The following is a 24,056-nucleotide window of genomic DNA, read 5'->3' as shown; positions in this document are numbered from 1 at the left end:
GGTGGGTGTCTGGTCGTTGTTTGAGAACTGCACAGTGGACGCGAGCATCTGTGGCCAAGTTTTTAAGGGCGCACGGTGGATGCCTTGGCACTAGGAACCGATGAAGGACGTGGGAGGCCACGATAGTCCCCGGGGAGCCGTCAACCAGGCTTTGATCCGGGGGTTTCCGAATGGGGAAACCCGGCAGTCGTCATGGGCTGTCACCCGCACCTGAACACATAGGGTGYGTGGAGGGAACGAGGGGAAGTGAAACATCTCAGTACCCTCAGGAAGAGAAAACAACCGTGATTCCGGGAGTAGTGGCGAGCGAAACCGGATGAGGCTAAACCGTTTTGGTGTGAGACCCGGCAGGGGTTGCCAGAGCGGGGTCGTGGGAAAGTTCTTGATTGGTCTGCCGGCCRGTCGGTGAGTCAGAAACCGTATGGATAGTCGAAGGACATGCGAAAGGTCCGGCGTAGAGGGTAAGACCCCCGTAGACGAAATCTGTACGGCTCACTTGAGCTTCTCCCAAGTAGCACGGAGCCCGAGAAATTCCGTGTGAATCTGGCGGGACCACCCGCTAAGCCTAAATATTCCCTAGTGACCGATAGCGGATAGTACCGTGAGGGAATGGTGAAAAGTACCGCGGGAGCGGAGTGAAATAGTACCTGAAACCGTGTGCCTACAAGCCGTGGGAGCGTCGGAYATGCAGCTTGCTGTGTGTCTCGTGACTGCGTGCCTTTTGAAGAATGAGCCTGCGAGTTTGCGGTGTGTAGCGAGGTTAACCCGTGTGGGGTAGCCGTAGCGAAAGCGAGTCCGAATAGGGCGATWYAGTTGCATGCCCAAGACCCGAAGCGGAGTGATCTAGCCATGGGCAGGTTGAAGCGGAGGTAAGACTTCGTGGAGGACCGAACCCACCAGGGTTGAAAACCTGGGGGATGACCTGTGGTTAGGGGTGAAAGGCCAATCAAACTCCGTGATAGCTGGTTCTCCCCGAAATGCATTTAGGTGCAGCGTCACGTGTTTCTTGCCGGAGGTAGAGCACTGGATAGGCGATGGGCCCCAAAAGGTTACTGACCTTAGCCAAACTCCGAATGCCGGTAAGTGAGAGCGTGGCAGTGAGACTGTGGGGGATAAGCTCCATGGTCGAGAGGGAAACAGCCCAGAACACCGACTAAGGCCCCTAAGCGTGTGCTAAGTGGGAAAGGATGTGGAGTCGCAGAGACAACCAGGAGGTTGGCTTAGAAGCAGCCACCCTTGAAAGAGTGCGTAATAGCTCACTGGTCAAGTGATTCCGCGCCGACAATGTAGCGGGGCTCAAGTACACCGCCGAAGTCGTGTCATTGCAGCWATAGGGCCAACGCCCGCTGTGATGGGTAGGGGAGCGTCGTGTGCCGGGTGAAGCAGCGGAGGAATCCAGTTGTGGACGGTTCACGAGTGAGAATGCAGGCATGAGTAGCGATACAAGAGTGGGAAACTCTTGCGCCGATTGACCAAGGGTTCCTGGGTCAAGCTGATCTGCCCAGGGTAAGTCGGGACCTAAGGCGAGGCCGACAGGCGTAGTCGATGGACAACGGGTTGATATTCCCGTACCCGCTTTGAAGCGCCAACGTCGAACCTCTGAATGCTAAGCCCGCGAAGCCGGCCTGGAGTCTTCGGACAAAGGGACGTGGTGGAGCCGGTGACCCAACAGGGTAGTAGGTGAGCGATGGGGTGACGCAGGAAGGTAGTCCAGCCCGGGCGGTGGTTGTCCCGGGGTAAGGGTGTAGGCCGAGTGATAGGCAAATCCGTCACTCATTAAGGCTGAGACCTGATGCCGAGCCGATTGTGGTGAAGTGGATGATCCTATGCTGTCGAGAAAAGCCTCTAGCGAGTTTCATGGCGGCCCGTACCCCAAACCGACTCAGGTGGTCAGGTAGAGAATACCGAGGCGTTCGGGTGAACTATGGTTAAGGAACTCGGCAAAATGCCCCCGTAACTTCGGGAGAAGGGGGGCCGGAACTGGTGATGAGTCTTGCACTCTGAGCTGGGGCCGGCCGCAGAGACCAGCGAGAAGCGACTGTTTACTAAAAACACAGGTCCGTGCGAAGCCGTAAGGCGATGTATACGGACTGACGCCTGCCCGGTGCTGGAACGTTAAGGGGACCGGTTAGTCAWKYTTCGKSWWGGCGAAGCTGAGAACTTAAGCGCCAGTAAACGGCGGTGGTAACTATAACCATCCTAAGGTAGCGAAATTCCTTGTCGGGTAAGTTCCGACCTGCACGAATGGCGTAACGACTTCTCGACTGTCTCAACCATAGGCCCGGTGAAATTGCATTACGAGTAAAGATGCTCGTTTCGCGCAGCAGGACGGAAAGACCCCGGGACCTTTACTATAGCTTGATATTGGTGTTCGGTTCGGCTTGTGTAGGATAGGTGGGAGACTTTGAAGCAGCAACGCCAGTTGTTGTGGAGTCGTCGTTGAAATACCACTCTGGTCGTGCTGGATGTCTAACCTGGGTCCGTGATCCGGATCAGGGACAGTGTCTGGTGGGTAGTTTAACTGGGGCGGTTGCCTCCTAAAGAGTAACGGAGGCGCCCAAAGGTTCCCTCAGCCTGGTTGGCAATCAGGTGTTGAGTGTAAGTGCACAAGGGAGCTTGACTGTGAGACCGACGGGTCGAGCAGGGACGAAAGTCGGGACTAGTGATCCGGCGGTGGCTTGTGGAAGCGCCGTCGCTCAACGGATAAAAGGTACCCCGGGGATAACAGGCTGATCTTCCCCAAGAGTCCATATCGACGGGATGGTTTGGCACCTCGATGTCGGCTCGTCGCATCCTGGGGCTGGAGTAGGTCCCAAGGGTTGGGCTGTTCGCCCATTAAAGCGGTACGCGAGCTGGGTTTAGAACGTCGTGAGACAGTTCGGTCCCTATCCGCTGTGCGCGTAGGAATATTGAGAAGGGCTGTCCCTAGTACGAGAGGACCGGGACGGACGAACCTCTGGTGTGCCAGTTGTTCTGCCAAGGGCATGGCTGGTTGGCTACGTTCGGGAGGGATAACCGCTGAAAGCATCTAAGCGGGAAGCCTGCTTCGAGATGAATATTCCCACCTCCTTGAGAGGGTAAGGCTCCCAGTAGACGACTGGGTTGATAGGCCGGATGTGGAAGCCCTGTAAGGGGTGGAGCTGACCGGTACTAATAGGCCGAGGGCTTGTCCTCAGTTGCTCGCGTCCACTGTGTTGTTCTGAAACAACGACCCCACACCGTTTGGTCACGGGTGTGGTGCGGTCATACAGTTTCATAGTGTTTCGGTGGTCATAGCGTGAGGGAAACGCCCGGTTACATTCCGAACCCGGAAGCTAAGCCTCATAGCGCCGATGGTACTGCAGGGGGGACCCTGTGGGAGAGTAGGACRCCGCCGAACAATCTTTCAAGAAAAGCCCCCCGGCTATCAGCCGGGGGGCTTTTCTGCGTTAATCTTCGCCAATGCAGAACCTGACCCTGACCTGGCAGACGGCCGGCGGTACCGCCGTCGCCCTGCTCGGCGCCGCGTACGCGGCCAAGCGGGTGGCGCGGCCGGGCGTGGCGGTGGTCTGTCGTGAGGCGGGGACGCTGCTGGCGCTCTTCACCCTGTGGCAGCTGGTCGGGCACCTGTCGGTGCTCAGTACGGACCATGCGCTCGACCGGGCGGACTGGATCCATCGCACCGAACTGGCCTGGGGACTGCCCGACGAGGCGGCCCTGCAGCGATCGGCGCGGGAGCATGCGTGGCTGATCTCGGGGGCCAACTACTACTACGCGGTGATGCACTTCGGGGTGATGCTCGCGTTGCTGGCGTGGGTGTTCGTCCGACACCGGGCGCGGTACGCCTGGTTGCGGAACACGGTGGTGCTGACCACGGCGGCCTGTCTGCTGATCCAGTTCCTGCCGGTGGCACCACCGCGGATGCTGCCGGGCAACGGCTTTGTCGACGTGGCGGCGGAGTACGGGCAGTCGGTCTACGGCGGCGCGGTCGGCGGGGTGGTGGCGGACCAGCTCTCCGCGATGCCGTCCGTGCACGTGGCCTGGTGCGTGATCGTCGCCGTCGCGGTGGCCGTCATCGCGCGCGGCCCCTGGCGCTGGCTCGCGATCCTGCACCCGGTGATCACCGTCTACGTGGTCGTGGTGACGGCCAACCACTTCTGGGCCGACGGCCTGGTGGCCGTGGCGCTGCTGCTGATCGTCTACCTGGTCCAGTACGCGGCCTCCGGCTGGCGGCGTACGGAGCAGCCGAGCCCCGAACCAGTCCCGGTGCGGGACCGGGCGCTGAGGAGCTAGGCGCTCTCCGGCGTGAGCCCGGCTCGGGTGGCCAGGAGGGCGGCCTGGACGCGGGTGTCGGCGCCGGTGCGGTCGAGGATGGTGTCGACGACCGTCTTGACCGAGTCGGGGCTGATGCCGAGGCGGAGGGCGATCTCCAGGTTGGGCATGCCGGCGCCGAGCAGGGCGAGGGCCTCGCGCTCGGGTGGGGCGAGGGTGGCGATCCGGCGGCCGGCCTCGGCGCCGGGGTCCTCCGGGTCGGCCGGGTCGCCTTCGAGCATGCGTCTGACGACCAGTCCGGTGACGCCGGGGGAGAGCACGGCGTCACCGGCGGCTGCGGCGCGTACGGCGCTGATCAGTTCGTGCGGGCCGTCGTCCTTGAGCAGGAAGCCGCTGGCGCCGGAGCGCAGGGCCCGGGTGACGTTCTCCTCCTCGCCGAAGGTCGTGAGCATGACGACGGCGGGCCTGGGGTCGAGCCGGATCAGCTGGTCGATCGCGGCCAGGCCGTCGAGGACGGGCATCCGGATGTCGACCAGGGCCACGTCGACCGGGGTACGGGCGGCCTCGGCGACGGCTTCGGCGCCGTTCGCGGCCTCGGCCACCACCACGATGTCCTCGGCGTGCCGGAGGACCAGGCGCAGACCGGCCCGGATGCCGGGCTCGTCGTCGGCCAGGAGTACCCGGATCGGTGTGGTCCGCTCAGCGCTGTCGTCGGTCATGCGCAGCTCCCGGTCGGTCGGTGTCAGGGCGCCAGGGGGGTGGTGAAGGTGGAGATATCGGTCAGAACGTCACTTTTGAAACAGTAGCGGGTGACCTGCAGCCGGTCGCTCTCCGTGGTCCAGGTGGTGTACGGGTACAGGCAGGAGGTGGTGCCGCCGGGACGGTCCGGTTCGCGTCCGGCGGCGGCGGAGCGGACGGCGGCGCTATCGGGGCCGACCACCGAGGTGACCTGACTCGTGGTCATCCCGGTGTGCACGGCGCTGACCGGCGGCGGCCCGTCGTAGGGGCGGGTCTGCTGCACCAGGCCGAGGCCGAGCAGCAGGATCATGCCGAGCCCAGCCAGTCCGAGGGCGGCCGACACGGTGCTGGCGAGCTGGCGGCGGACCCGTCCGGCGGCTTCCAGAGGGAGGGCGAGCGGGGCGGGGCCGTTCCCCGCGGCCTGTTCGGCGCGGGCCCCGGCAGTGGGTGGGTCGGTGGGGAGGATGGCACGGACCTCGAACTCGCCGCCCGGGACCGGGCCGACGGTCAGCCGGCCGCCGAGGACCGCCACCCGTTCGCGCAGGCCGTCCAGGCCGCGGCCGCTGCCGAGCCCGGTGGTGACGGTCGGCGGGACGGGCGGTGCGCCGTTGATCACCAGGACCTCGACGCTGCCGGGCAGCTGGGCCACCGTCACCTCGACGGCGGCGCCGACCGCGTACCGGTGCACGTTGGTGAGCGCCTCCCGGACCACCCGGTTGACGGCCCGTCTGACCTGGGGCCGGACCTCGGTCAGGTCCTCGCCCTGCCAGTCGAATGAGACCGGGATGCCCGCCGCGCGGGACTCCTCGACCAGGGCCAGGATGTCGGCCCTGGTCCCGGTGGCGTCGGTGAGCGCGTCCGTACCGGTGTCCCGGCCGAGCGGGCCGAGCACGCCGAGCACCTGGCGCAGCTCGTCCATCGCATCCCGGCTGGCCTGCCGGAGCTGTTCGGCCTCGCCGCTCAGTTGGGGGGCCTGGCGGTCGAGGGCGAGTTCCAGGCCGCCGGCGTGCAGGGAGATCAGGCTGAGCCGGTGTCCGACCAGGTCGTGCATCTCGGCGGCGATCCTGGAGCGCTCCTGGATCCGGGACTCGTTCTCGGCGGAGCGCTTGGCGCGCTCGGCCGCCGCGGTGCGTTCCCGCAGGGCGCCGACCAGTTGGTCCTGCTGCCCGGCGGCGGTACCGACCAGGCCGGGGATCAGGACCGCGACGACCGCCAGCACCCCGCCCTGGGCGAGTGCGTACTGCCAGCGCCCGCCCTGCCAGTAGTCCAGCCGGACTTCGCTGACCAGCAGCGGGAGCAGCGCGGCGGTGACCAGGACCAGGTCGCGTCGCCAGGCGCGGCCGCCCCGGCGGGAGGTCGTGTAGCTGACGATCGCGGTCAGCATCGCGGCGCTGGGCAGCACGCCGACCAGGACGGCCAGGCCGAGCAGTGCGGCGTCGGGGAACCGGTGCCTGGCCAGTGCGAGGGCGAGCGCCGCCGCGCCGAGGATCAGCAGGGTGCTGCGGTCGAAGGTGCCGGAGAGGCCGACGCTGCGGAGTGCCGCGTAGGTGACCAGCAGCACCACTCCGCCGACCGCTGCCTCCAGCAGCCAGCGTCCGGGCGCGGAGGTGGCCGGGCGGTCGGCGGGCAGCAACGGTACGAAGCGCATCTCCCGATTGTGCCGGAGCGGAATCCACTCTTCCGATTGGTCGCAACGGCCGATCGGATGACCCGGTTGTCGGCCGATCGCGGACTCCGGCGCTCGGCACGGGTCGGAGGATGGCGGTAGGGCGACGGAAGGCGGGACGGAGATGGGCGGTCGGCGGCTTGCGGTCGGGCTCGGGGTACTGGCGGTACTGCTGGCGGCCTGCGGAGGTCCGGCAGCACAGCAGACGGAGCAGACGGAGCAGGTGAAGCCGAGGGCGCAGGCGACGACCGTGCAGCCGGGCACCCTGCTGGTGACCGACTTCGGCGGCGACACCGTGACCTTCGTCGACCCGGCCACCGGCCCGACCGGTTCGGTGCGGGTCGGTACCGCGCCGTGGGGTGTGGCGCTCGGCCCGGACGGGCGGGCCTGGGTGGCGACCGCCGAGGGGGCGGCCGTGCTGGACACCCGGGAGCGGCGGCTGCTCGCGGTGGTGCCGTACCGGACCGCGACCGGATCGGTGACCACCGGCGAGTACCGGGGCGGCGGGATGGGCATCGCGCTCTCGCCGGACGGGCGGCAGGTTTTCGTCGGGGTCAACGTGCCGGGGAAGCCGGGGGTACTGGAGGTGCTCGACGCGGCGGGGCAGCGGGTCACGGACGTGGTGCCGGTCGGGCGGCGGCCGTTCGACGTGCTGGTGTCGCGGGACGGGCGGGAGGTGTACGCGGTCGGGCACGACTCCTTCGACGTGACGGCCGTGCCGGTGGACGGGCTGCGCCCGCGCCGGATGGAGGTGGCGCCGTACGGGACCGAAGGCGGCCTGGGGTCCTGGCTGAAGCCGCACTACGCCGAAGTCCGGTCGGACGGAAGGCTGTTGCTGCCCTTCGAGGGGGAGCGGCTGGCGGTGCTCGATCCGACGACCGGGCAGGTGACGGTCGAGCGGATGACGGCCGACACCCATCAGCACGGCACCGCACTGACCCCGGACGGCACCCTGTTGGTGGTGGGCACCGGAGCGATCGGCGCCGAGGACCACGGGCCGTCGTTGACCGTCCGGAGCCCCGGCGGTGCCGAACGGCTGGTCGCGCTGGACGGTCCGCACGAGGACGTCGTGGCGTCCCCGGACGGCCGGACCGCGTACGTCACCGGCGGGTTCAGCCGACCGGGCGGCTGGGACGGGATCACCGTGGTGGACCTGGCGACCGGTCAGGCCCGGAAGCTTGCGGCGGGGCGGTTGCCGCTGGGCGCGGTGCTGCTCTGAGCAGGGACGCGCCGCAGCCGGGCCGCCCGGTGGGGCGGGCGGCCCGGCTGCGGTAGGTGGTGAACCGACCTCCGTGGAGGCCAGGACCCTGTGTCGGTTGGGGGGCGGCGTCGCGGCGCCGGGGCACGCACCTCGACGGCTTCTCGTCGGTCGCCGATGCTCCGCATGGACTCCCTCCTCGGCACCGCCGAGGCACGCACCCCACCACCGCTCCTTCACCCACCCCCCAACCGACACAGGGTCCTACTTGGTCGGCAGCACCGCCCGGCCCCAGCCGCTCTCGGTGAGCGCGGCGGTGGCCGAGTACCAGGCGGCCAGGCCGGCGACGGCGGCCAGCCAGCCGCCCGCCTTGCCGAGGCCGGAGCTGCTGTTCAGCACGCCGAGCGCGCTGAGCACCAGGGAGAGGGTGAACAGGCCGTAGATGAGTCGGCTGAACAGCCCGGAGTTCCAGGCGGCCAGGGTCAGACTCAGTGCGAGCAGGGCCCAGAGCAGCAGGAACAGCCCGGCGGCGTTCTTGCTTGCGCCGCCTGCTGTGGACCAGGTCGCCCAGAAGGCGCCGAGGCCGGTGAAGGCGGTGCCGGTGAAGCCGTCGCCGCTGCGCAGCTGCCAGAGACCGGCGATGAAGAGGGTCAGCCCGCCGACCAGGTGGGCGACTGAGGCGGCGTCCTTGAGGCCGGTGCCGGAGAAGACCCCGGTGCCGAGGATGCCGTACGCGAGAAGGGTCAGACCGAGAGCCAGGTAGCCGAGGTTGCCGGCATCGGCGGATCGGGCGTTCGCCCCGGTAGCTTCGTTGCTCACCGGAGGCTCCTTTCACTCTGGGCGCCGCGAACGCGGCAGGAGTGTGCGTGAAGTGGGTGCGCGTGCCGGCCGTGGGCGCACGGAACCAGGGACGGTTCCAGGGTGCGGCGGCTGCGGCTGAGTGATGAACCGGCAGGTCGGAGCTGTCGGTCGAGTCCCCTCCGGGGTGTTCCCCGGTGAGATCTGTGTACCCGGCCGGACAGGCTTGTACCCTTGTGAATCCCACAAATTGTCGGGTCGTCAGATGTACGGCGACAACTCTCGACCGAGTCAGCCCGTGCGCTGTTCCGGAATGCGCAGGGTGAGGATGGCCATGTCGTCCGACGGCGGCTCGGCGGCGAACCGCTCGACCGCCCGCTGCACCCGGGCGGAGACCGCGCCGGCGGTCAGGCCGGTGCAGCCGGTGAGCACGGTGGCCAGCCCGTCGTCGCCCAACATCCGCTGGCCCTCCCGGCGTTCGGTGACGCCGTCGGTGACGCAGAGCAGGACCTCGCCGGGGTAGAGCGTGAACTGCTCGGCCACCAGCTCGAGTTCGTCCAACACGCCGAGCAGCGGCTGCGGGGTGGCGGCCGCGTCGACCCGGCCGTCGGTGGTCAGTCGCAGTGGCAGCGGGTGCCCGGCGCAGACCAGCGAGAGCTCGGTGCTGCCGTCCGCCAGGGGCGTCAACTCGCCGTAGAGCAGGGTGAGGAAGCGGCTGCGGGTGCCCTCGTCCAGGATCGCGGTGTTCAGCCGGCCGAGCAGCTGCGGTCCGTCCAGCCCCTCCCGGGCCAGCAGGCGCAGCGCGTGCCGGGCCAGCCCGGTGACGGCGGCGGCCTCCGGGCCGGTGCCGCAGACGTCGCCGATCGCGAAGCCGTAGGTGCCCTCGCGGATCGGGAAGATGTCGTAGAAGTCGCCGCCGACCTCGTTGCCCTCGCCCGCGGCCTGGTAGAAGACCTCCACCTCGACGCCCGGGATCTTCGGCAACTCCGGTGGCAGCAGCGCCCGTTGGAAGGCCTGGCTGGTGGCGGTGCGCTCGGAGTAGAGCCGGGAGTTGTCCAGTGCCAGGGCGGCCCGGCGGGACAGGTCCTCGGCCAGCTCCAGCATCTCCTGGCGGAACCGCATGCCGGTGGAGACGCCGAGCACCAGCAGGCCGATCACCCGGTTCCGGGCGGCCAGCGGGAGCACCACGGTCTCGCCGAGCAGCCCGGCCAGCTCCGGGCTGTCCGTCAGCCCGCTCTGCCGGGCGGTCTCGACCGGGGCGGTCCAGAATCGGACGCCGTTGTCGGGGCCGGCTTCCGGGGCCGGGGTCTTGTCCAGCAGCGCGCGCAGCTGGTCGATCCGGTCCTCGTCCTGGTGCAGCACGAAGGCCAGCTCGGCCCCGGCGTCGTGGGTGGTGTAGACGGCGCACCAGGAGGCGAGTGTGGGCACCGCCATCTGCGCCATCAGGGCCAGCGTCTGGCCGTGTTCGAGAGTGCCCGCGAGCAGGTCGGAGGCCTCCACCAGGAAGGAGAGCGAGCCGCGCCGGAGCCGCTCCAGCTCGGTCAGCCGGGCGCTCTCCAGGGCGAGCGCGACCCGGTCGGCGGCGAACTGCAGCCGCAGCGCGTCCTCGTTGTCGTACCGTCCTGGCCCGGCGGCGGCCACCCCGAGCGAACCGGTCAGCCGGCCGTCCACCTTGAGCGGGACGGTGATCAGTGAGCGCAGCCCCGAACCGGCCAGCAGCGGTGCGACGTTGGGCCGTACGGCGAGGTCCTCGTGCACGGCCGGCAGCCGGGCCGAGTCGTACCGCCCGGCCCCGGAGTCGACCGGGATCGGCGCGTGCCGACGGCTCGCGCCGGGCAGGCCGGTGGCGGCCCGCAGCTCGAACTCGGTCTCGTCGTCGGTGGTGAGCAGCAGGTATGCGGCGTCCGCGTCCAGCAGGTCGCGGGCCCGCTCGACGATCCGCTGCAGCAGGCCGCTCAGGTCGTCCGTGCCGATGTGCCCGACCAGCAGGTCGAGCGGCTCGACGCCGGCCGGGGCGTCGGAGCCGGTGGCGGGGGAGCGGAGCACCGCTCGGTCGCTCTCGTGCACCAGCAGGCAGAGCGTGGACGGGATGCCGTGGGTGTCCCTGATCCGGACCTGCACCGCGTACACCTCGGGCTGTCCGTCCAGCCGGAGCGAGAAGCCGCCCTCCCAGCGGGCCAGCTTGAGCGTCTCGGCCAGCTCGGGGCCGTCCGGCGGCCAGAGCACGTGCGTGGACCAGGGCCGGCCGACCGCCTGCTCGGCGGGGAGCCGCAGCAGCGCCTCGGCGTCCTGGTTCCAGGCGCTGACCAGGCCCTGCTCGTCGACCTGGACCACGGCCACCAGGACCGGGCCGTCAGCGCCCGGGAGTTCGCTGCCGGGCAGGGCGGGCAGCGCGTACCGGGTGCCGATGATGTGTTCGGGGAGGGCGAGGCGGAACCAGACCGTCTTCTGCCCGGCGGAGTACTCGACGCCCCAACAGCTGGAGATGGCCGAGCACATCAGCAGGCCCCGGCCGCCCTCGCCGTCCGGGTCGCCGTAGCGTTCGGAGCTCTGGGCGGGGACGTTGGCGAACGAGGGCAGGCCGCGCTCCGGGTGACGGTCCGTCACCTCGACCCGGATCGTCTCCTCCTCGCGCAGGCAGCACACCTCGGCGGCCGTCCCGGCGTGCACGACGGCGTTCGTGACCAGCTCGCTGACCAGCACCACGGCGTCGTCGACCACCTCCGGCAGCCCCCAGCCGAGCAGCGCGTCGCGGACGAAGCCGCGCGCCGCGGCGGCCGACCTGCTGACCGGCTCGAAGGTGGCGGCTGCGCGTGCGGTGACCACGTGCCACTTCTCCCATCAGATCCGATAGCTCCGACCCGGTCGGATCTGCCCTTGGGTCGGGCGTCCCGGGGTCGGTGCAGCGTCCCACCCTACTTTCCGGCGGCACCTCCGTGGGCCCGGTGGGCGGAAAGAGGCACCTGCGGGTGATTCCGGCCACCCGGCTGACCGGGGACCGGCCTGCTCCGGGGGGTTGCTTTGCGCTGGCCGGGTGCAGACCCTGTGCAACGGGACGGACACCCGGCGGCGGTCCTGTCAGACTGGGGGGTCCGCAGCACCCGGCCGAAGGGTTACGGTCGAGGTGCGCCGGCGTCCGCCCCGAGTGCGGCGGGTCGGTGGTCACCCCGAGGGGGTGGCGTGGAGACGGTCACAATCTGGGAGGGCCTCGTTGAGTTCGGCCACCAAGGACGTACCCGGTACCACCCCGACGGTCGCCCGCCAGGGCAGCCGTCCGACGGTGCGGGCCGCCTCGGGGCGGCGCCCGAACCACAACCGGGGGGCCGAGCCCGCCGATCTGCGCAAGCTGCTCGGTGCGCTGACCGCGATGCGGGACGGCAACTTCCGGCGGCGGCTGACGGTGCCCGGCGACGGCGCGCTGGCCGAGATCGCGGCGGTCTTCAACGAGGTGGCCGAGCGTAACCAGCACCTGACCGGTGAACTGGCCCGGGTCCGGCGGGCGGTGGGCCGGGAGGGGCGGCTCTCCGAGCGGCTGGAGAGCGGGGTCGGCGAGGGCGCCTGGATGGCGGCGGTCGACAACTGCAACGCGCTGATCGACGACCTGGCCCGTCCGATGGCCGAGGTCGGCCGGGTGCTCACCTCGATTTCCGAGGGCGACCTGGACCAGCGGATGGAGCTGCGCTCGGTCCACACCAACGGGGCCAGCCACCCGCTGCGCGGCGAGTTCCTCAAGGTCGGCCGGACGGTGAACGGGCTGGTGGACCAGCTCTCCGAGTTCACCGACGAGGTGACCCGGGTGGCCATCGAGGTGGGCACCGAGGGCAAGCTCGGCGGTCAGGCCAGGGTGCGTGGTGCGACCGGCAGTTGGAAGGACCTGGCGGACTCGGTCAACACCATGGCCGGCCGGCTGACCGCCCAGGTCCGCAACATCGCCGAGGTGACCACCGCGGTGGCCAAGGGTGACCTCTCGCACAAGGTCACGGTGGACGTGGCCGGCGAGATGCTCGAGCTGAAGAACACCGTCAACACCATGGTGGACCAGCTCAACGGCTTCTCCGCCCAGGTGACCCGGGTGGCCCGCGAGGTGGGCACCGAGGGACGGCTCGGCGGCCAGGCCCAGGTGCCGGGCGTGGCCGGGGTCTGGCGTGACCTCACCGACTCGGTGAACTTCATGGCCAACAACCTGACCGCCCAGGTCCGCAACATCGCCGAGGTGACCACGGCGGTGGCCAAGGGCGACCTGTCGCGGAAGATCGAGGTCGATGCGCGCGGCGAGATCCTGGAGCTGAAGAACACCATCAACACGATGGTGGACCAGCTCTCCGGCTTCGCCGAGCAGGTCACCCGGGTGGCCCGCGCGGTCGGTACCGAGGGCATCCTCGGCGGGCAGGCCCAGGTGCCCGGCGTGGCCGGGGTCTGGAAGGACCTGACCGAGAACGTCAACTCGATGGCCAACAACCTGACCTCCCAGGTGCGGAACATCGCCCAGGTGACCACCGCGGTGGCCAAGGGCGACCTGTCGCAGAAGATCAAGGTCGATGCGCGCGGCGAGATCCTGGAGCTGAAGAACACCATCAACACGATGGTGGACCAGCTCGGCGCCTTCGCCGACGAGGTGACCCGGGTCGCCCGGGACGTCGGCACCGAGGGCATCCTCGGCGGCCAGGCCAGCGTGCCCGGGGTCTCCGGGACCTGGAAGGACCTGACCAACAGCGTCAACCTGATGGCCAACAACCTCACCTCGCAGGTCCGCAACATCGCCGAGGTGACCACCGCCGTGGCGCGCGGCGACGTCTCCAAGAAGATCACCGTCGACGCCCGTGGCGAGATCCGCGAGCTGGTGCTCACCGTCAACACCATGGTCGACCAGCTGTCCGCCTTCGCAGACGAGGTGACCCGGGTGGCCCGCGAGGTCGGCACCGAGGGCATCCTCGGCGGCCAGGCCCGGGTGAGCGGGGTCTCCGGAATCTGGCGGGACCTGACCGACAACGTCAACTTCATGGCCTCCAACCTGACTTCCCAGGTCCGGAACATCGCCGAGGTCGCCACGGCGGTGGCCCGGGGTGACCTGTCGAAGAAGATCACCATCGAGGCGCAGGGCGAAGTCGCCGCCCTGGCAGGCACCTTGAACACCATGGTGGACCAGCTGTCGGCGTTCGCCGTCGAGGTGACCCGAGTGGCCCGCGAGGTGGGAACCGACGGCATCCTGGGCGGCCAGGCCGGCGTACCGGGCGTGGCCGGCATCTGGAAGGACCTGACCGACAACGTCAACCAGATGGCCAACAACCTGACCGGACAGGTCAGGAACATCGCCCTGGTGATCACCGCCGTCGCGCGCGGCGACCTGTCCCAGAAGATCGACGTGGACGCCCGGGGCGAGATCCTCGAACTCAAGACCAGCATCAACATCATGGTCGACCAGCTCGGCGCCTTCGCGGACGAGGTGACCCGGGTGGCCCGCGAGGTCGGCACCGACGGCCGGCTCGGCGGCCAGGCCCGGGTGCCCGGCGTGGACGGCACCTGGCAGGACCTCACCGTCTCGGTGAACGAACTCGCCGACAACCTGACCCGCCAGGTCCGCGCGATCGCCCAGGTCGCCACCGCGGTGACCCGCGGCGACCTCAGCCTGCGGATCGACGTGGACGCGTCCGGAGAGCTCGACGAGCTCAAGGACAACATCAACCAGATGATCGCCAACCTGCGCGAGACCACCAGGACCAACCAGGAACAGGACTGGCTGAAGACCAACCTGGCCCGGATCTCCGGTCTGCTGCAGGGCCGCCGCGACCTGGAGGCGGTCGCCGCGCTGATCATGACCGAGCTCACCCCGGTGGTCTCGGCCCAGCACGGCGCCTTCTTCCTGGCCCAGCCGGCCGGCCGGACCGCGGAGCTGATCACCGAGGACGACGACGAGAACGACACCGTGCTGCGCCTGATCGGCAGTTACGGCTACCAGCGCCGCTCGATGCCCACCACCTTCCGCCCCGGCGAGGGCCTGGTCGGCCAGGCCGCGGTGGAGAAGCGCTCGATCATGCTCAAGGAGACCCCGCCCGGCTATCTGAAGATCGCCTCCGGCCTGGGCGAGGCCAGCCCGGCCCATGTGGTGGTCCTGCCGGTGCTGTTCGAGGGCCGGCTGCTCGGCGTGATCGAGCTGGCCACCTTCTCCTCCTTCACCACCGTCGCCATCGACTTCCTGAACCAGATCGCCGACCTGATCGGCGTCACCGTCAACACCATCAGCGTCAACACCAAGACCGAGGGCCTGCTGCTGGAGTCCCAGCGGCTCACCGCCGAACTCTCCATGCGCTCCGCCGAGTTGGAGGCCCGCCAGGAGGAGCTGGAGCGGACCAACGAGGAGCTCCAGGAGAAGGCCGAGCAACTCGCCCAGCAGAACCGGGACATCGAGATCAAGAACAGCGAGATCGAGGAGGCCCGGCAGGTCCTGGAGGAGCGCGCCGAGCAGCTCGCGCTGGCCTCGCGCTACAAGAGCGAGTTCCTCGCCAACATGTCGCACGAGCTGCGCACCCCGCTCAACTCGCTGCTGATCCTGGCCAAGCTGCTCTCCGACAACAACGAGGGCAACCTCTCCTCCAAGCAGGTCGAGTTCGCCGAGACCATCCACGGCGCCGGCTCCGACCTGCTCCAGCTGATCAACGACATCCTCGACCTGTCCAAGGTCGAGGCGGGCAAGATGGACGTCCGCCCGGCCAAGATCGCGCTGGTCCAGCTGGTCGACTACGTGGAGGCGGCGTTCCGCCCGCTCACCGCGGACAAGAGCCTGGACTTCGCGGTGGTGGTCTCGCCCGACCTCCCGGTCACCCTGCACACCGACGAGCAGCGGCTCCAGCAGGTGCTGCGCAACCTGCTCTCCAACGCGGTCAAGTTCACCGACAGCGGCGCGGTCGAGCTGCGGATCCGCCGGGCCGACGGCGCCGTCCCGCAGCACGTCCGCGAACAGCTGCTGGAGAACGGCGCGATCAACGACCCGGACGAGCCGCTGATCGCCTTCTCGGTCTCCGACACCGGGATCGGCATCCCCGGCAACAAGCTCCGGGAGATCTTCGAGGCCTTCAAGCAGGCGGACGGCGGCACCAGCCGCAAGTACGGCGGCACGGGCCTGGGGCTCTCGATCAGCCGGGAGATCGCCCGGCTGCTCGGCGGCGAGATCCACGCCGAGAGCGAGCTCGGCGAGGGCTCCACCTTCACCCTCTACCTGCCGCTGCGCAGCGAGGCGCCGGACGCCGCCGGCCAGGACCGGCAGCTGCAGCCGGTCCGCGCCACCATCGCGGTCACCCCGGTCGGCACCCCCGTCCCGATCGGCGAGAACCCGGCCGAGCACTGGGCCCAGGAGGTCCGCGAGCTGGCCGAGGTCCGCCGCCGCGGCGCGGCCGAACGCCGCCGGGCCGCCGCCCAGGAGCCGGACCCGACGCCCCGTCAGGAGCCGTCCGGCACCGTGCCCGCACAGTTCCAGGGCCGGTTCGACGGTGAGCAGGTGCTGATCGTCGACGACGACATCCGCAACGTCTTCGCGCTCACCAGCGTGCTGGAGCAGTACGGCCTGACCGTGCTGTACGCGGAGAACGGCCGCGAGGGCATCGAGGTGCTCGAGCAGCACGAGGACGTGGCACTGGTGCTGATGGACATCATGATGCCGGAGATGGACGGCTACGCGACCACCGAGGCGATCCGCCGGATGCCGCAGTACGCCGGTCTGCCGATCATCGCGCTCACCGCCAAGGCGATGAAGGGCGACAAGGAGAAGAGCCTGGAGGCGGGCGCGACCGACCATGTCACCAAACCGGTCGAGACCGATCACCTGCTGGCGGTGATGCGCCACTGGCTGCCGTCCGCCAGGGGCAGGTAACCGCCGGGGCCGCGCTCTCCCGCCGCACTGGCGGGTTCGGACGGGAACCGGGTAAGGTCGCGCATCGTTGCGAACAGTGACCGAATGGTGACGTGGTGCTCCGGCACTGCTGTGTGCTTCGGCACTGTCGCGCTGCCGATCGCCGGGAGCGACGTGGCGGGTGAGGGGGTGCGGCTAGCATGACCGGGGCAGTGGTGGGCGGCGCGAAGGCGGCCGCCATCGGCAGACAACCGGCAGGAGGGCGGGTCGTGGTGCAGAAAGCGAAGATCCTCCTGGTCGACGACCGGCCGGAGAACCTGCTGGCGCTGGAGGCGATCCTCTCGGCGCTGGATCAGACGCTGGTCCGGGCCGCGTCCGGTGAGGAGGCGCTGAAGGCGCTGCTCACCGACGACTTCGCGGTGATCCTGCTGGACGTCCAGATGCCCGGCATGGACGGCTTCGAGACCGCCTCGCACATCAAGCGCCGGGAGCGGACGCGGGACATCCCGATCATCTTCCTGACCGCGATCAACCACGGGCCGCACCACACCTTCCGCGGCTACGCGGCCGGGGCGGTCGACTACATCTCCAAGCCGTTCGACCCCTGGGTGCTGCGGGCCAAGGTCTCGGTCTTCGTCGACCTGTACGTGAAGAACTGCCAGCTCAAGGAGCAGGCCGCGCTGCTCCGGCTCCAGCTGGAGGCCGGCGAGACGCCGGTGCTCGGCGAACTCTCCGCCCGGCTCGCCGCGGTGGAGGAGCAGGCGGAGGCGCTGGTCAAGCAGCTCGACGGCTCGGCCGACACCGCAGCCGCCGCCACGGCGGCGCACCTGGAGCGCAAGCTCGCGGGGCTGCGGAAGGCACTTGACGCGCTGCGTCCCGGCTCTGCGTAACGTGCACTGTCCCTACTGAAGGGGCGTGCGCAAAAGGTTATGCGCCCTGAGTGTGCGTCACATGCCCGGTGAGCCTGGGCCCCGGTAGGGTGCTGTCCCATGGCCACTCGTACGCCCGGCGCTGCGGCGCGTAACCCGAAGCCCGGGCCGGCCAAGAAGGCTCCGGCCAAGAAGGCGCCCGCGAAGAAGGCAGTCGCCAAGAAGGCGCCGGCCCCCGCTGCGAAGAAGGCGGCGGCCAAACCGCCCGTCGCTCCGCCGCCCCCGCCGAAGCCGATACTCTTCCGCGCCGTACGTGCCGTCTGGCTGGGCCTGGCGCACGCCGTAGGCGCCCTGTTCCGCGGCTTCGGCGACGGTGCGAAGAACCTGCCGTCGGCGCACCGCAAGGACGGCGTCGCGCTGCTGCTGCTGGCGCTCGCGCTGGTGACCGCCGCCGGGACGTGGTTCAGCCCGCAGGGGTGGCTCGGCGAGGCGGCGACCGCCGTGGTGTCGGGGCTGTTCGGGCGGGTCGACGTGCTGGTCCCGTTCCTGTTGGCGGCGATTGCCGTCCGCCTGATGCGGCACCCCGAACTCCCGGAGGCCAACGGCCGGATCGCGGTCGGTCTGAGCGCGCTGGTGGTCGGCGTGCTCGGCCTGGTGCACATCGGCTGCGGCGCACCGGCCATGGGCAGCGGGGCGACCCGGATAAGGTCCGCGGGCGGGATCGTCGGCTGGGCCGCGTCCACGCCGATGATGGCCGCCGCCGGGCCGCCGCTGGCGGTGCCGTTGCTGCTGCTGGTCGCCTTCTTCGGCCTGCTGGTGGTGACCGCGACACCGGTCAACAAGATCCCCGAGCGGCTGCGCGGTCTTGGCCAGAAGCTCGGCGTGGTCGAGGGCCCCGAGGACCCGGACAGCCCGGAGCACGAGCGCGAGTACTCCACCGCGCCGCCCGAGGACGCCGACCCGGACGCGCTGCCGTACACCGTGGAGACCCCCGAGGACGAGATCGGCGCCCGGCGCCGCCGTCGGCGCAGGAAGCTCGACGAGCCCGCGCCGGAGCCGCTGACGGGGGACCAGGACCCGTACCAGACCAGGGACATCGCGGCCGGGGTGGCCGCCGACCTGGACGGTGCGCTGCTCTACGGCGTGCCCGCCTCCCCGGCGGTGGCGAGCATGCTGCACCAGGTCAAGGACAACACCGCCCCGCCCGAGGAACCGGCCGTTCCGGCCGCCCGCGCCTCCGACGCCCCGGACGGCCACGGGGAGGCTCCGGCGCGGATGGAGCAGCTCCAGCTCGGCGGGTCCGGCGGCTACGCGTTGCCCTCGCTGGACCTGCTGGAACGCGGCGCTCCCGGCAAGGCCCGCAGTGCGCTCAACGACGAGGTGGTGGCACAGCTCAGCGGGGTGTTCTCGGAGTTCAAGGTGGACGCCAAGGTCACCGGCTTCACCCGGGGCCCGACGGTCACCCGGTACGAGGTCGAGCTCGGCCCGGCCGTGAAGGTGGAGCGGATCACCGCGCTGGCCAAGAACATCGCCTACGCGGTGGCCAGCGCGGACGTCCGGATCATCAGCCCGATCCCCGGCAAGTCGGCGGTCGGCGTGGAGATCCCGAACCGGGACCGCGAGATGGTCAACCTGGGTGACCTGCTGCGCTCGCGCACCGCCGCCGAGGACATGCACCCGCTGATGGTCGGCATGGGCAAGGACGTCGAGGGCCACACCGTGATGGCCAACCTGGCGAAGATGCCGCACATCCTGGTCGCCGGTGCCACCGGCGCGGGCAAGTCCTCCTGCATCAACTGCCTGATCACCTCGGTGCTGGTGCGCTCCACCCCGGACGAGGTGCGGATGGTGCTGGTCGACCCCAAGCGGGTCGAGCTGACCGCGTACGAGGGCATCCCGCACCTGATCACGCCGATCATCACCAACCCGAAGAAGGCCGCCGAGGCGCTGCAGTGGGTCGTGCGCGAGATGGACATGCGCTACGACGACCTGGCGGCGTTCGGCTTCCGGCACGTGGACGACTTCAACGCGGCCGTCCGGGCCGGCACGCTGAAGCCGCCGCTGGGCAGCGAGCGGGAGCTGACGCCGTATCCGTACCTGCTGGTGATCGTCGACGAGCTGGCCGACCTGATGATGGTCGCCCCGCGTGACGTCGAGGACTCGGTGGTCCGGATCACCCAGCTGGCCCGGGCGGCCGGTATCCACCTGGTGCTGGCCACCCAGCGGCCCTCGGTGGACGTGGTGACCGGCCTGATCAAGGCCAACGTGCCGTCCCGGCTGGCCTTCGCGACCTCCGCGATGATGGACTCCCGGGTCATCCTGGACCAGCCGGGAGCGGAGAAGCTGATCGGCAAGGGCGACGCGCTGTTCCTGCCGATGGGGGCCTCCAAGCCGGTCCGGATGCAGGGCGCCTTCGTCACCGAGGCGGAGATCGCCCGGGTGGTCCAGCACTGCAAGGACCAGCTGACGGCCCGTTACCGCGAGGACGTGGTGGTCGGCGGCGGCCCGAAGAAGGAGGTCGACGAGGAGATCGGCGACGACCTCGACCTGCTGATCCAGGCGGCCGAGCTGGTGGTCTCCACCCAGTTCGGCTCCACCTCGATGCTCCAGCGCAAGCTGCGGGTCGGCTTCGCCAAGGCGGGGCGGCTGATGGACCTGATGGAGTCGCGTGGCATCGTGGGTCCGAGCGAGGGTTCGAAGGCCCGGGACGTACTGATCACGCCCGACGAACTCGACGCCGTCCTGATCACGCTCCGCGGGTGACCTGGGCCCCTCCTCACTCGTTCGGAGGAGGGGAACCATCGGCCGAACGGGTACGTCCCACCGTGCACGGCACTCCGATCCGGCTGACCCGGTGTCAGGGCGGGTGGGTGGTGCCGCACGTTCGGGCCTACTCCGCTTGAGAAAGCCTCCCGGCCCACCCCTAGACTGTCTTCTCAGCAGGTGGCCAACGCTCGAAAGGCGCGCCCAGTGACCATCGGCAAGTCCTCGCCCCGCGACAACCGCCGATCCTCCGCACCCGACTCCGTGACCGCAGCCCCGGCCACGCCGGAGCCGGTCGTCGAGCTGCCCGCGATCGGCCGGGTGCTGGCCGACGCCCGCCGGCAGACCGGGCTGACGATCGATCAGGTCAGCGCCGACACCCGGGTCCGGGTGCCGATCCTGCACGCCATCGAGGAGGACGACTACTCCCGCTGCGGTGGCGACTTCTACGCCAGGGGCCACATCCGGGCGTTCGCCAAGGCGGTCGGGGTGGACGGCGAGGCGCTGGTCGCCCAGTACGACGCCGCGCACGGCGGCGCCCCGTCCGCGCAGCGGCCCACCCAGCTGCTGGACACCGGCCCGATCAAGGTCACCGACCACCGCCGTCCGAACTGGACGGGCGCCATGGTGGCCGCGATCGTCGCGGTGGTCGCGCTGATCGGCTTCAACCTGTTCTCCGACGAGAAGACCGCCACCACCGCCGGCTCCGCCAGCGCCCCGCTGCCCAGCCCCTCGGCGTCCGCCTCGCCCTCGGTGCAGCCCCCGGCGCCCGCGCCGAGCGTCCAGGCGATCGCGGCCGCCCCCGCCGACAAGGTCACCGTCAAGCTGGTCGCCGAGGGCGGCACCAGCTGGGTCACCGCGACGGACGGCGCCGGGAAGTCGCTGTTCCAGAACAACCTGGAGCAGGGCGAGGCCCAGACCTTCACCGACCCCAAGCAGGTCAAGCTGGTGATCGGCAACGCGGGCGCCGTGCACGTGTACGTCAACGGCAAGGACCTCGGCCCGGCCGGCCAGGACGGTCAGGTCAAGCACCTGACCTACACCCCCGGCGACCCGCAAGCAGGCTGATTCACAACAATCCGCCCTTGATCCAGGGCGCGCGGACTCCGGGGCGAACGGCACCGGGGGCCGCGCGTTAACCTTGTCCCTATGCCTGAACGCCGTACTGTCGCCCTTGTCACGCTCGGATGCGCCCGCAACGAGGTGGACTCCGAGGAACTCGCCGGGCGACTGGAGGCGGATGGCTGGCTGCTGGTCGAGGACGCCGCCGACGCCGACGTCGCCGTCGTCAACACCTGCGGGTTCGTCGAAGCCGCCAAGAAGGACTCCGTCGACGCCCTGCTGGAGGCCAACGACCTCAAGGGTCACGGCCGGACCCAGGCCGTGGTCGCGGTCGGCTGCATGGCCGAGCGCTACGGCAAGGAGCTCGCCGACGCGCTGCCCGAGGCGGACGGGGTGCTCGGTTTCGACGACTACACCGACATCTCCAGCCGGCTCCAGACCATCCTGTCCGGTGGCAACATCGAGGCCCACAAGCCCCGCGACCGCCGCACGCTGCTCCCGCTCACCCCGGTCGCGCGGCAGGCCGCCGCCGCCGAGGTGGCGCTGCCCGGCCACGGCACCCCCGCCGACCTGCCCGAGGGCGTCGCCCCGGCGTCGGGCCCGCGCACCCTGCGCAAGCGGCTGGACGACAGCCCGGTCGCCTCGGTCAAGCTGGCCTCCGGCTGCGACCGGCGATGTTCGTTCTGCGCGATCCCGGCCTTCCGCGGCTCGTTCATCTCCCGCCGCCCCTCCGACGTGCTGGGCGAGGCCCAGTGGCTGGCCGAGCAGGGCGTCACCGAGGCGGTGCTGGTCAGCGAGAACAACACCTCGTACGGCAAGGACCTGGGCGACATCCGCCTGCTGGAGACCCTGCTGAGCGAGATCGCCGCCGTGGACGGCATCCGCCGGGTCCGGGTCAGCTACCTGCAGCCCGCCGAGATGCGTCCGGGCCTGATCGACGTGATGACCACCACCCCCGGCGTGGTGCCGTACTTCGACCTGTCCTTCCAGCACTCGGCCCCGGCCGTGCTGCGGAAGATGCGCCGCTTCGGCAACACCGAGCAGTTCCTCGAGCTGCTCGCCACCATCCGCTCCAAGGCCCCGCAGGCCGGTGCCCGGTCCAACTTCATCGTCGGCTTCCCCGGCGAGAGCGAGCAGGACTTCGCCGAGCTGGAGCGCTTCGTCACCGAGGCCGGTCTGGACGCGATCGGCGTCTTCGGGTACTCCGACGAGGACGGCACCGAGGCCGCCACCTTCGACGGCAAGCTGTCCGAGGACGTGGTCGCGGACCGGCTGGCCAGGCTCACCAAGCTGGCCGAGGAGATCACCGCGCAGCGCGCCGAGCAGCGGATCGGCACCGAGGTCGAGGTGTTGGTCGAGTCGGTCGAGGACGGTGTGGTCGAGGGCCGGGCGGCCCACCAGGCCCCGGAGACCGACGGTCTGACCACCCTGCTGGGCGCCGACGACGCCGAGATCGGCCAGTACTACCGGGCCACCGTGGTCGGCACCGAGGGTGTCGACCTGGTGGCCGAGGCGCTGGAGCGCGTGGGGGTCGAGGCATGACCAGAGGGCCAGGCGCCTCCGCCCCGGCCCAGCCGACGGGCGCCGCGGACACGCCGCCCGTCCCCTCCCTGTGGAACATCGCCAACGTGCTGACCATGATCCGGCTGCTGCTGGTCCCGGTCTTCGTACTGTTGCTGTTCGCCGACGGGGGGCACGATCCCAAGTGGCGCGCGGTGGCCTGGGCCTCGTTCGCGATCGCGATGATCACTGACGTGTTCGACGGTGAGCTGGCCCGGCGCAAGGGCCTGGTCACCGACTTCGGCAAGATCGCCGATCCGATCGCCGACAAGGCCATCATGGGCGCCGCCCTGATCAGCCTCTCGATCCTCGGCGACCTGCCCTGGTGGGTCACCGCGGTGATCCTGGCCCGTGAGCTCGGCGTCACCCTGATGCGCTTCTGGGTGATCCGCTACGGCGTCATCCCGGCCAGCCGGGGCGGCAAGCTCAAGACCCTCACCCAGGGCGTCGCGGTCGGCATGTACGTGCTGGAGCTGACCGGCTGGCTGGCCACCCTGCGGGCCCTGGTGATGGGCCTGGCCGTGCTGCTCACCGTCGGCACTGGTCTTGACTACGTCCGGCAGGCGATCGTGCTGCGCCGGGCCGGGCAGCGACAGGACGCCGCGAAGTGACCGACCGTCAGCTCGCCGCCGACCTGCACCGGGCCCTGCGCGACCGGGGCGCCACGCTGGCCGTCGCGGAGTCGCTGACCGGCGGCCTGCTCTCGGCCGCCCTGGTCGACGTCCCCGGCGCCTCCGCGAGCTACCGGGGCGGCGTGACCGCGTACGCCACCGAGCTCAAGGCCGAGCTGCTGGGCGTGGACGAGGGCCTGCTCGCCGTGCACGGCCCGGTCCACCCCCTGGTGGCCCGTCAGATGGCCGACGGCGTCCGCAGGCTGCTCGGCGCCGACTACGGTTTGGCGACCACCGGTGTGGCCGGCCCGGAGGAGCAGGACGGCCGCCCGGTCGGCACCGTCCACCTCGGCTGGTCCGGACCCGACGGAGCCGGGACGGATTCGCTCAACTTGTCAGGAACACGTGAAACAATCCGGCAGGACACCGTACGGGCGGCCCTACGGCTGATGCTGGATCGCGTAGCGCGTTGAGGCCGTCCCGTGCCGGGCTTTCCCGAAAACCCGTTGAACCACCCGGTGCGGCAGCAGGATCGTGTTACATCGGATACCCCGAATGGGCAGTAGTCAGGTAGTCGGGCGGGGAACAATCAGGGGAGGGGGCAGCATTGCAGCCCAGAGTGAACACGACCATGGTCCCCGCACGCGATGCGGACAAGGCGGTACGGTGGGGGCGTGACATCTCGATCCGCAGTCCG

13 protein-coding genes and 2 rRNA genes are annotated in these 24,056 nt (G+C 69.8%); 11 read left to right on the top strand and 4 right to left on the bottom strand.

What is annotated here, in order from left to right; genetic code table 11:
* Nucleotides 1–52: 52 nt before the first annotated feature.
* The 3 genes from ASC99_RS07080 (at nt 53) to ASC99_RS07070 (ending at nt 4,272) form a co-directional block, all read left to right on the top strand.
* Nucleotides 53–3,174: ribosomal RNA gene (locus ASC99_RS07080) — 23S ribosomal RNA — on the top strand.
* A gap of 88 nt (nt 3,175–3,262) precedes the next feature.
* A 5S ribosomal RNA gene (gene rrf / locus ASC99_RS07075) occupies nt 3,263–3,379 on the top strand.
* A gap of 62 nt (nt 3,380–3,441) precedes the next feature.
* Nucleotides 3,442–4,272, top strand: a complete 831-nt coding sequence (locus ASC99_RS07070; RefSeq protein ID WP_057229479.1) for a phosphatase PAP2 family protein — start codon at nt 3,442–3,444, stop codon at nt 4,270–4,272.
* Here the strand turns inward: ASC99_RS07070 and ASC99_RS07065 are convergent.
* Together ASC99_RS07065 and ASC99_RS07060 are read right to left on the bottom strand one after the other, a co-directional pair.
* Nucleotides 4,269–4,970, bottom strand: a complete 702-nt coding sequence (locus tag ASC99_RS07065; protein WP_057229478.1) for a response regulator transcription factor — start codon at nt 4,968–4,970, stop codon at nt 4,269–4,271. The two genes, ASC99_RS07070 and ASC99_RS07065, sit on opposite strands and share 4 nt — an antisense overlap.
* Nucleotides 4,971–4,993: 23 nt before the next feature.
* Nucleotides 4,994–6,637, bottom strand: coding sequence for a sensor histidine kinase (locus ASC99_RS07060; protein ID WP_057229477.1), 1,644 nt, complete (start codon nt 6,635–6,637; stop codon nt 4,994–4,996).
* A 142-nt stretch (nt 6,638–6,779) separates the two neighbouring features.
* On the opposite strand from ASC99_RS07060, the gene ASC99_RS07055 reads away from it, so the two are divergent.
* Nucleotides 6,780–7,874: a YncE family protein gene (locus tag ASC99_RS07055; RefSeq protein ID WP_082598134.1), complete on the top strand. Its 1,095-nt coding sequence runs from the start codon at nt 6,780–6,782 to the stop codon at nt 7,872–7,874.
* A gap of 243 nt (nt 7,875–8,117) precedes the next feature.
* On the opposite strand, the gene ASC99_RS07050 is transcribed toward ASC99_RS07055, so the two are convergent.
* On the bottom strand, nt 8,118–8,672 hold the full coding sequence (locus tag ASC99_RS07050) for a GPR1/FUN34/YaaH family transporter (RefSeq protein WP_057229475.1): 555 nt from the start codon (nt 8,670–8,672) through the stop codon (nt 8,118–8,120).
* 270 nt (nt 8,673–8,942) lie between these two features.
* Entirely contained in the window at nt 8,943–11,477 is a 2,535-nt protein-coding gene (locus ASC99_RS07045) for a SpoIIE family protein phosphatase (protein ID WP_057229473.1), read from the bottom strand.
* Between the two features lie 541 nt (nt 11,478–12,018).
* On the opposite strand from ASC99_RS07045, the gene ASC99_RS07040 reads away from it, so the two are divergent.
* From ASC99_RS07040 to ASC99_RS07010, 7 genes are all read left to right on the top strand, one after another.
* Nucleotides 12,019–16,515, top strand: coding sequence for a hybrid sensor histidine kinase/response regulator (locus tag ASC99_RS07040; protein WP_057229509.1), 4,497 nt, complete (start codon nt 12,019–12,021; stop codon nt 16,513–16,515).
* Nucleotides 16,516–16,763: 248 nt separating this feature from the next.
* Nucleotides 16,764–17,384 carry a two-component system response regulator gene (locus ASC99_RS07035; RefSeq protein WP_057229471.1) on the top strand — a complete coding sequence of 207 codons (621 nt, stop codon included), beginning with the start codon at nt 16,764–16,766 and terminating at the stop codon, nt 17,382–17,384.
* Nucleotides 17,385–17,483: 99 nt separating this feature from the next.
* Entirely contained in the window at nt 17,484–20,126 is a 2,643-nt protein-coding gene (locus tag ASC99_RS07030; RefSeq protein ID WP_057229469.1) for a DNA translocase FtsK, read from the top strand.
* A 207-nt stretch (nt 20,127–20,333) separates the two neighbouring features.
* On the top strand, nt 20,334–21,194 hold the full coding sequence (locus ASC99_RS07025; RefSeq protein ID WP_082598133.1) for a helix-turn-helix domain-containing protein: 861 nt from the start codon (nt 20,334–20,336) through the stop codon (nt 21,192–21,194).
* Between the two features lie 81 nt (nt 21,195–21,275).
* Nucleotides 21,276–22,730 carry a 30S ribosomal protein S12 methylthiotransferase RimO gene (gene rimO / locus ASC99_RS07020; protein ID WP_057229467.1) on the top strand — a complete coding sequence of 485 codons (1,455 nt, stop codon included), beginning with the start codon at nt 21,276–21,278 and terminating at the stop codon, nt 22,728–22,730.
* Nucleotides 22,727–23,359, top strand: a complete 633-nt coding sequence (pgsA, locus tag ASC99_RS07015; protein ID WP_057229465.1) for a CDP-diacylglycerol--glycerol-3-phosphate 3-phosphatidyltransferase — start codon at nt 22,727–22,729, stop codon at nt 23,357–23,359. The genes rimO and pgsA overlap by 4 nt, the downstream gene beginning before the upstream one ends.
* Complete coding sequence (locus tag ASC99_RS07010) at nt 23,356–23,832, top strand: CinA family protein (protein ID WP_057229463.1); 477 nt, start codon at nt 23,356–23,358, stop codon at nt 23,830–23,832. The genes pgsA and ASC99_RS07010 overlap by 4 nt, the downstream gene beginning before the upstream one ends.
* The last annotated feature ends 224 nt before the right edge of the window (nt 23,833–24,056 follow it).

The organism is Kitasatospora sp. Root107 (assembly GCF_001424875.1).
Lineage (GTDB): Bacteria > Actinomycetota > Actinomycetes > Streptomycetales > Streptomycetaceae > Kitasatospora.
The sequence above is the reverse complement of the archived record's forward strand: the minus strand, read 5'-3'. Positions and strand labels throughout refer to the sequence as shown.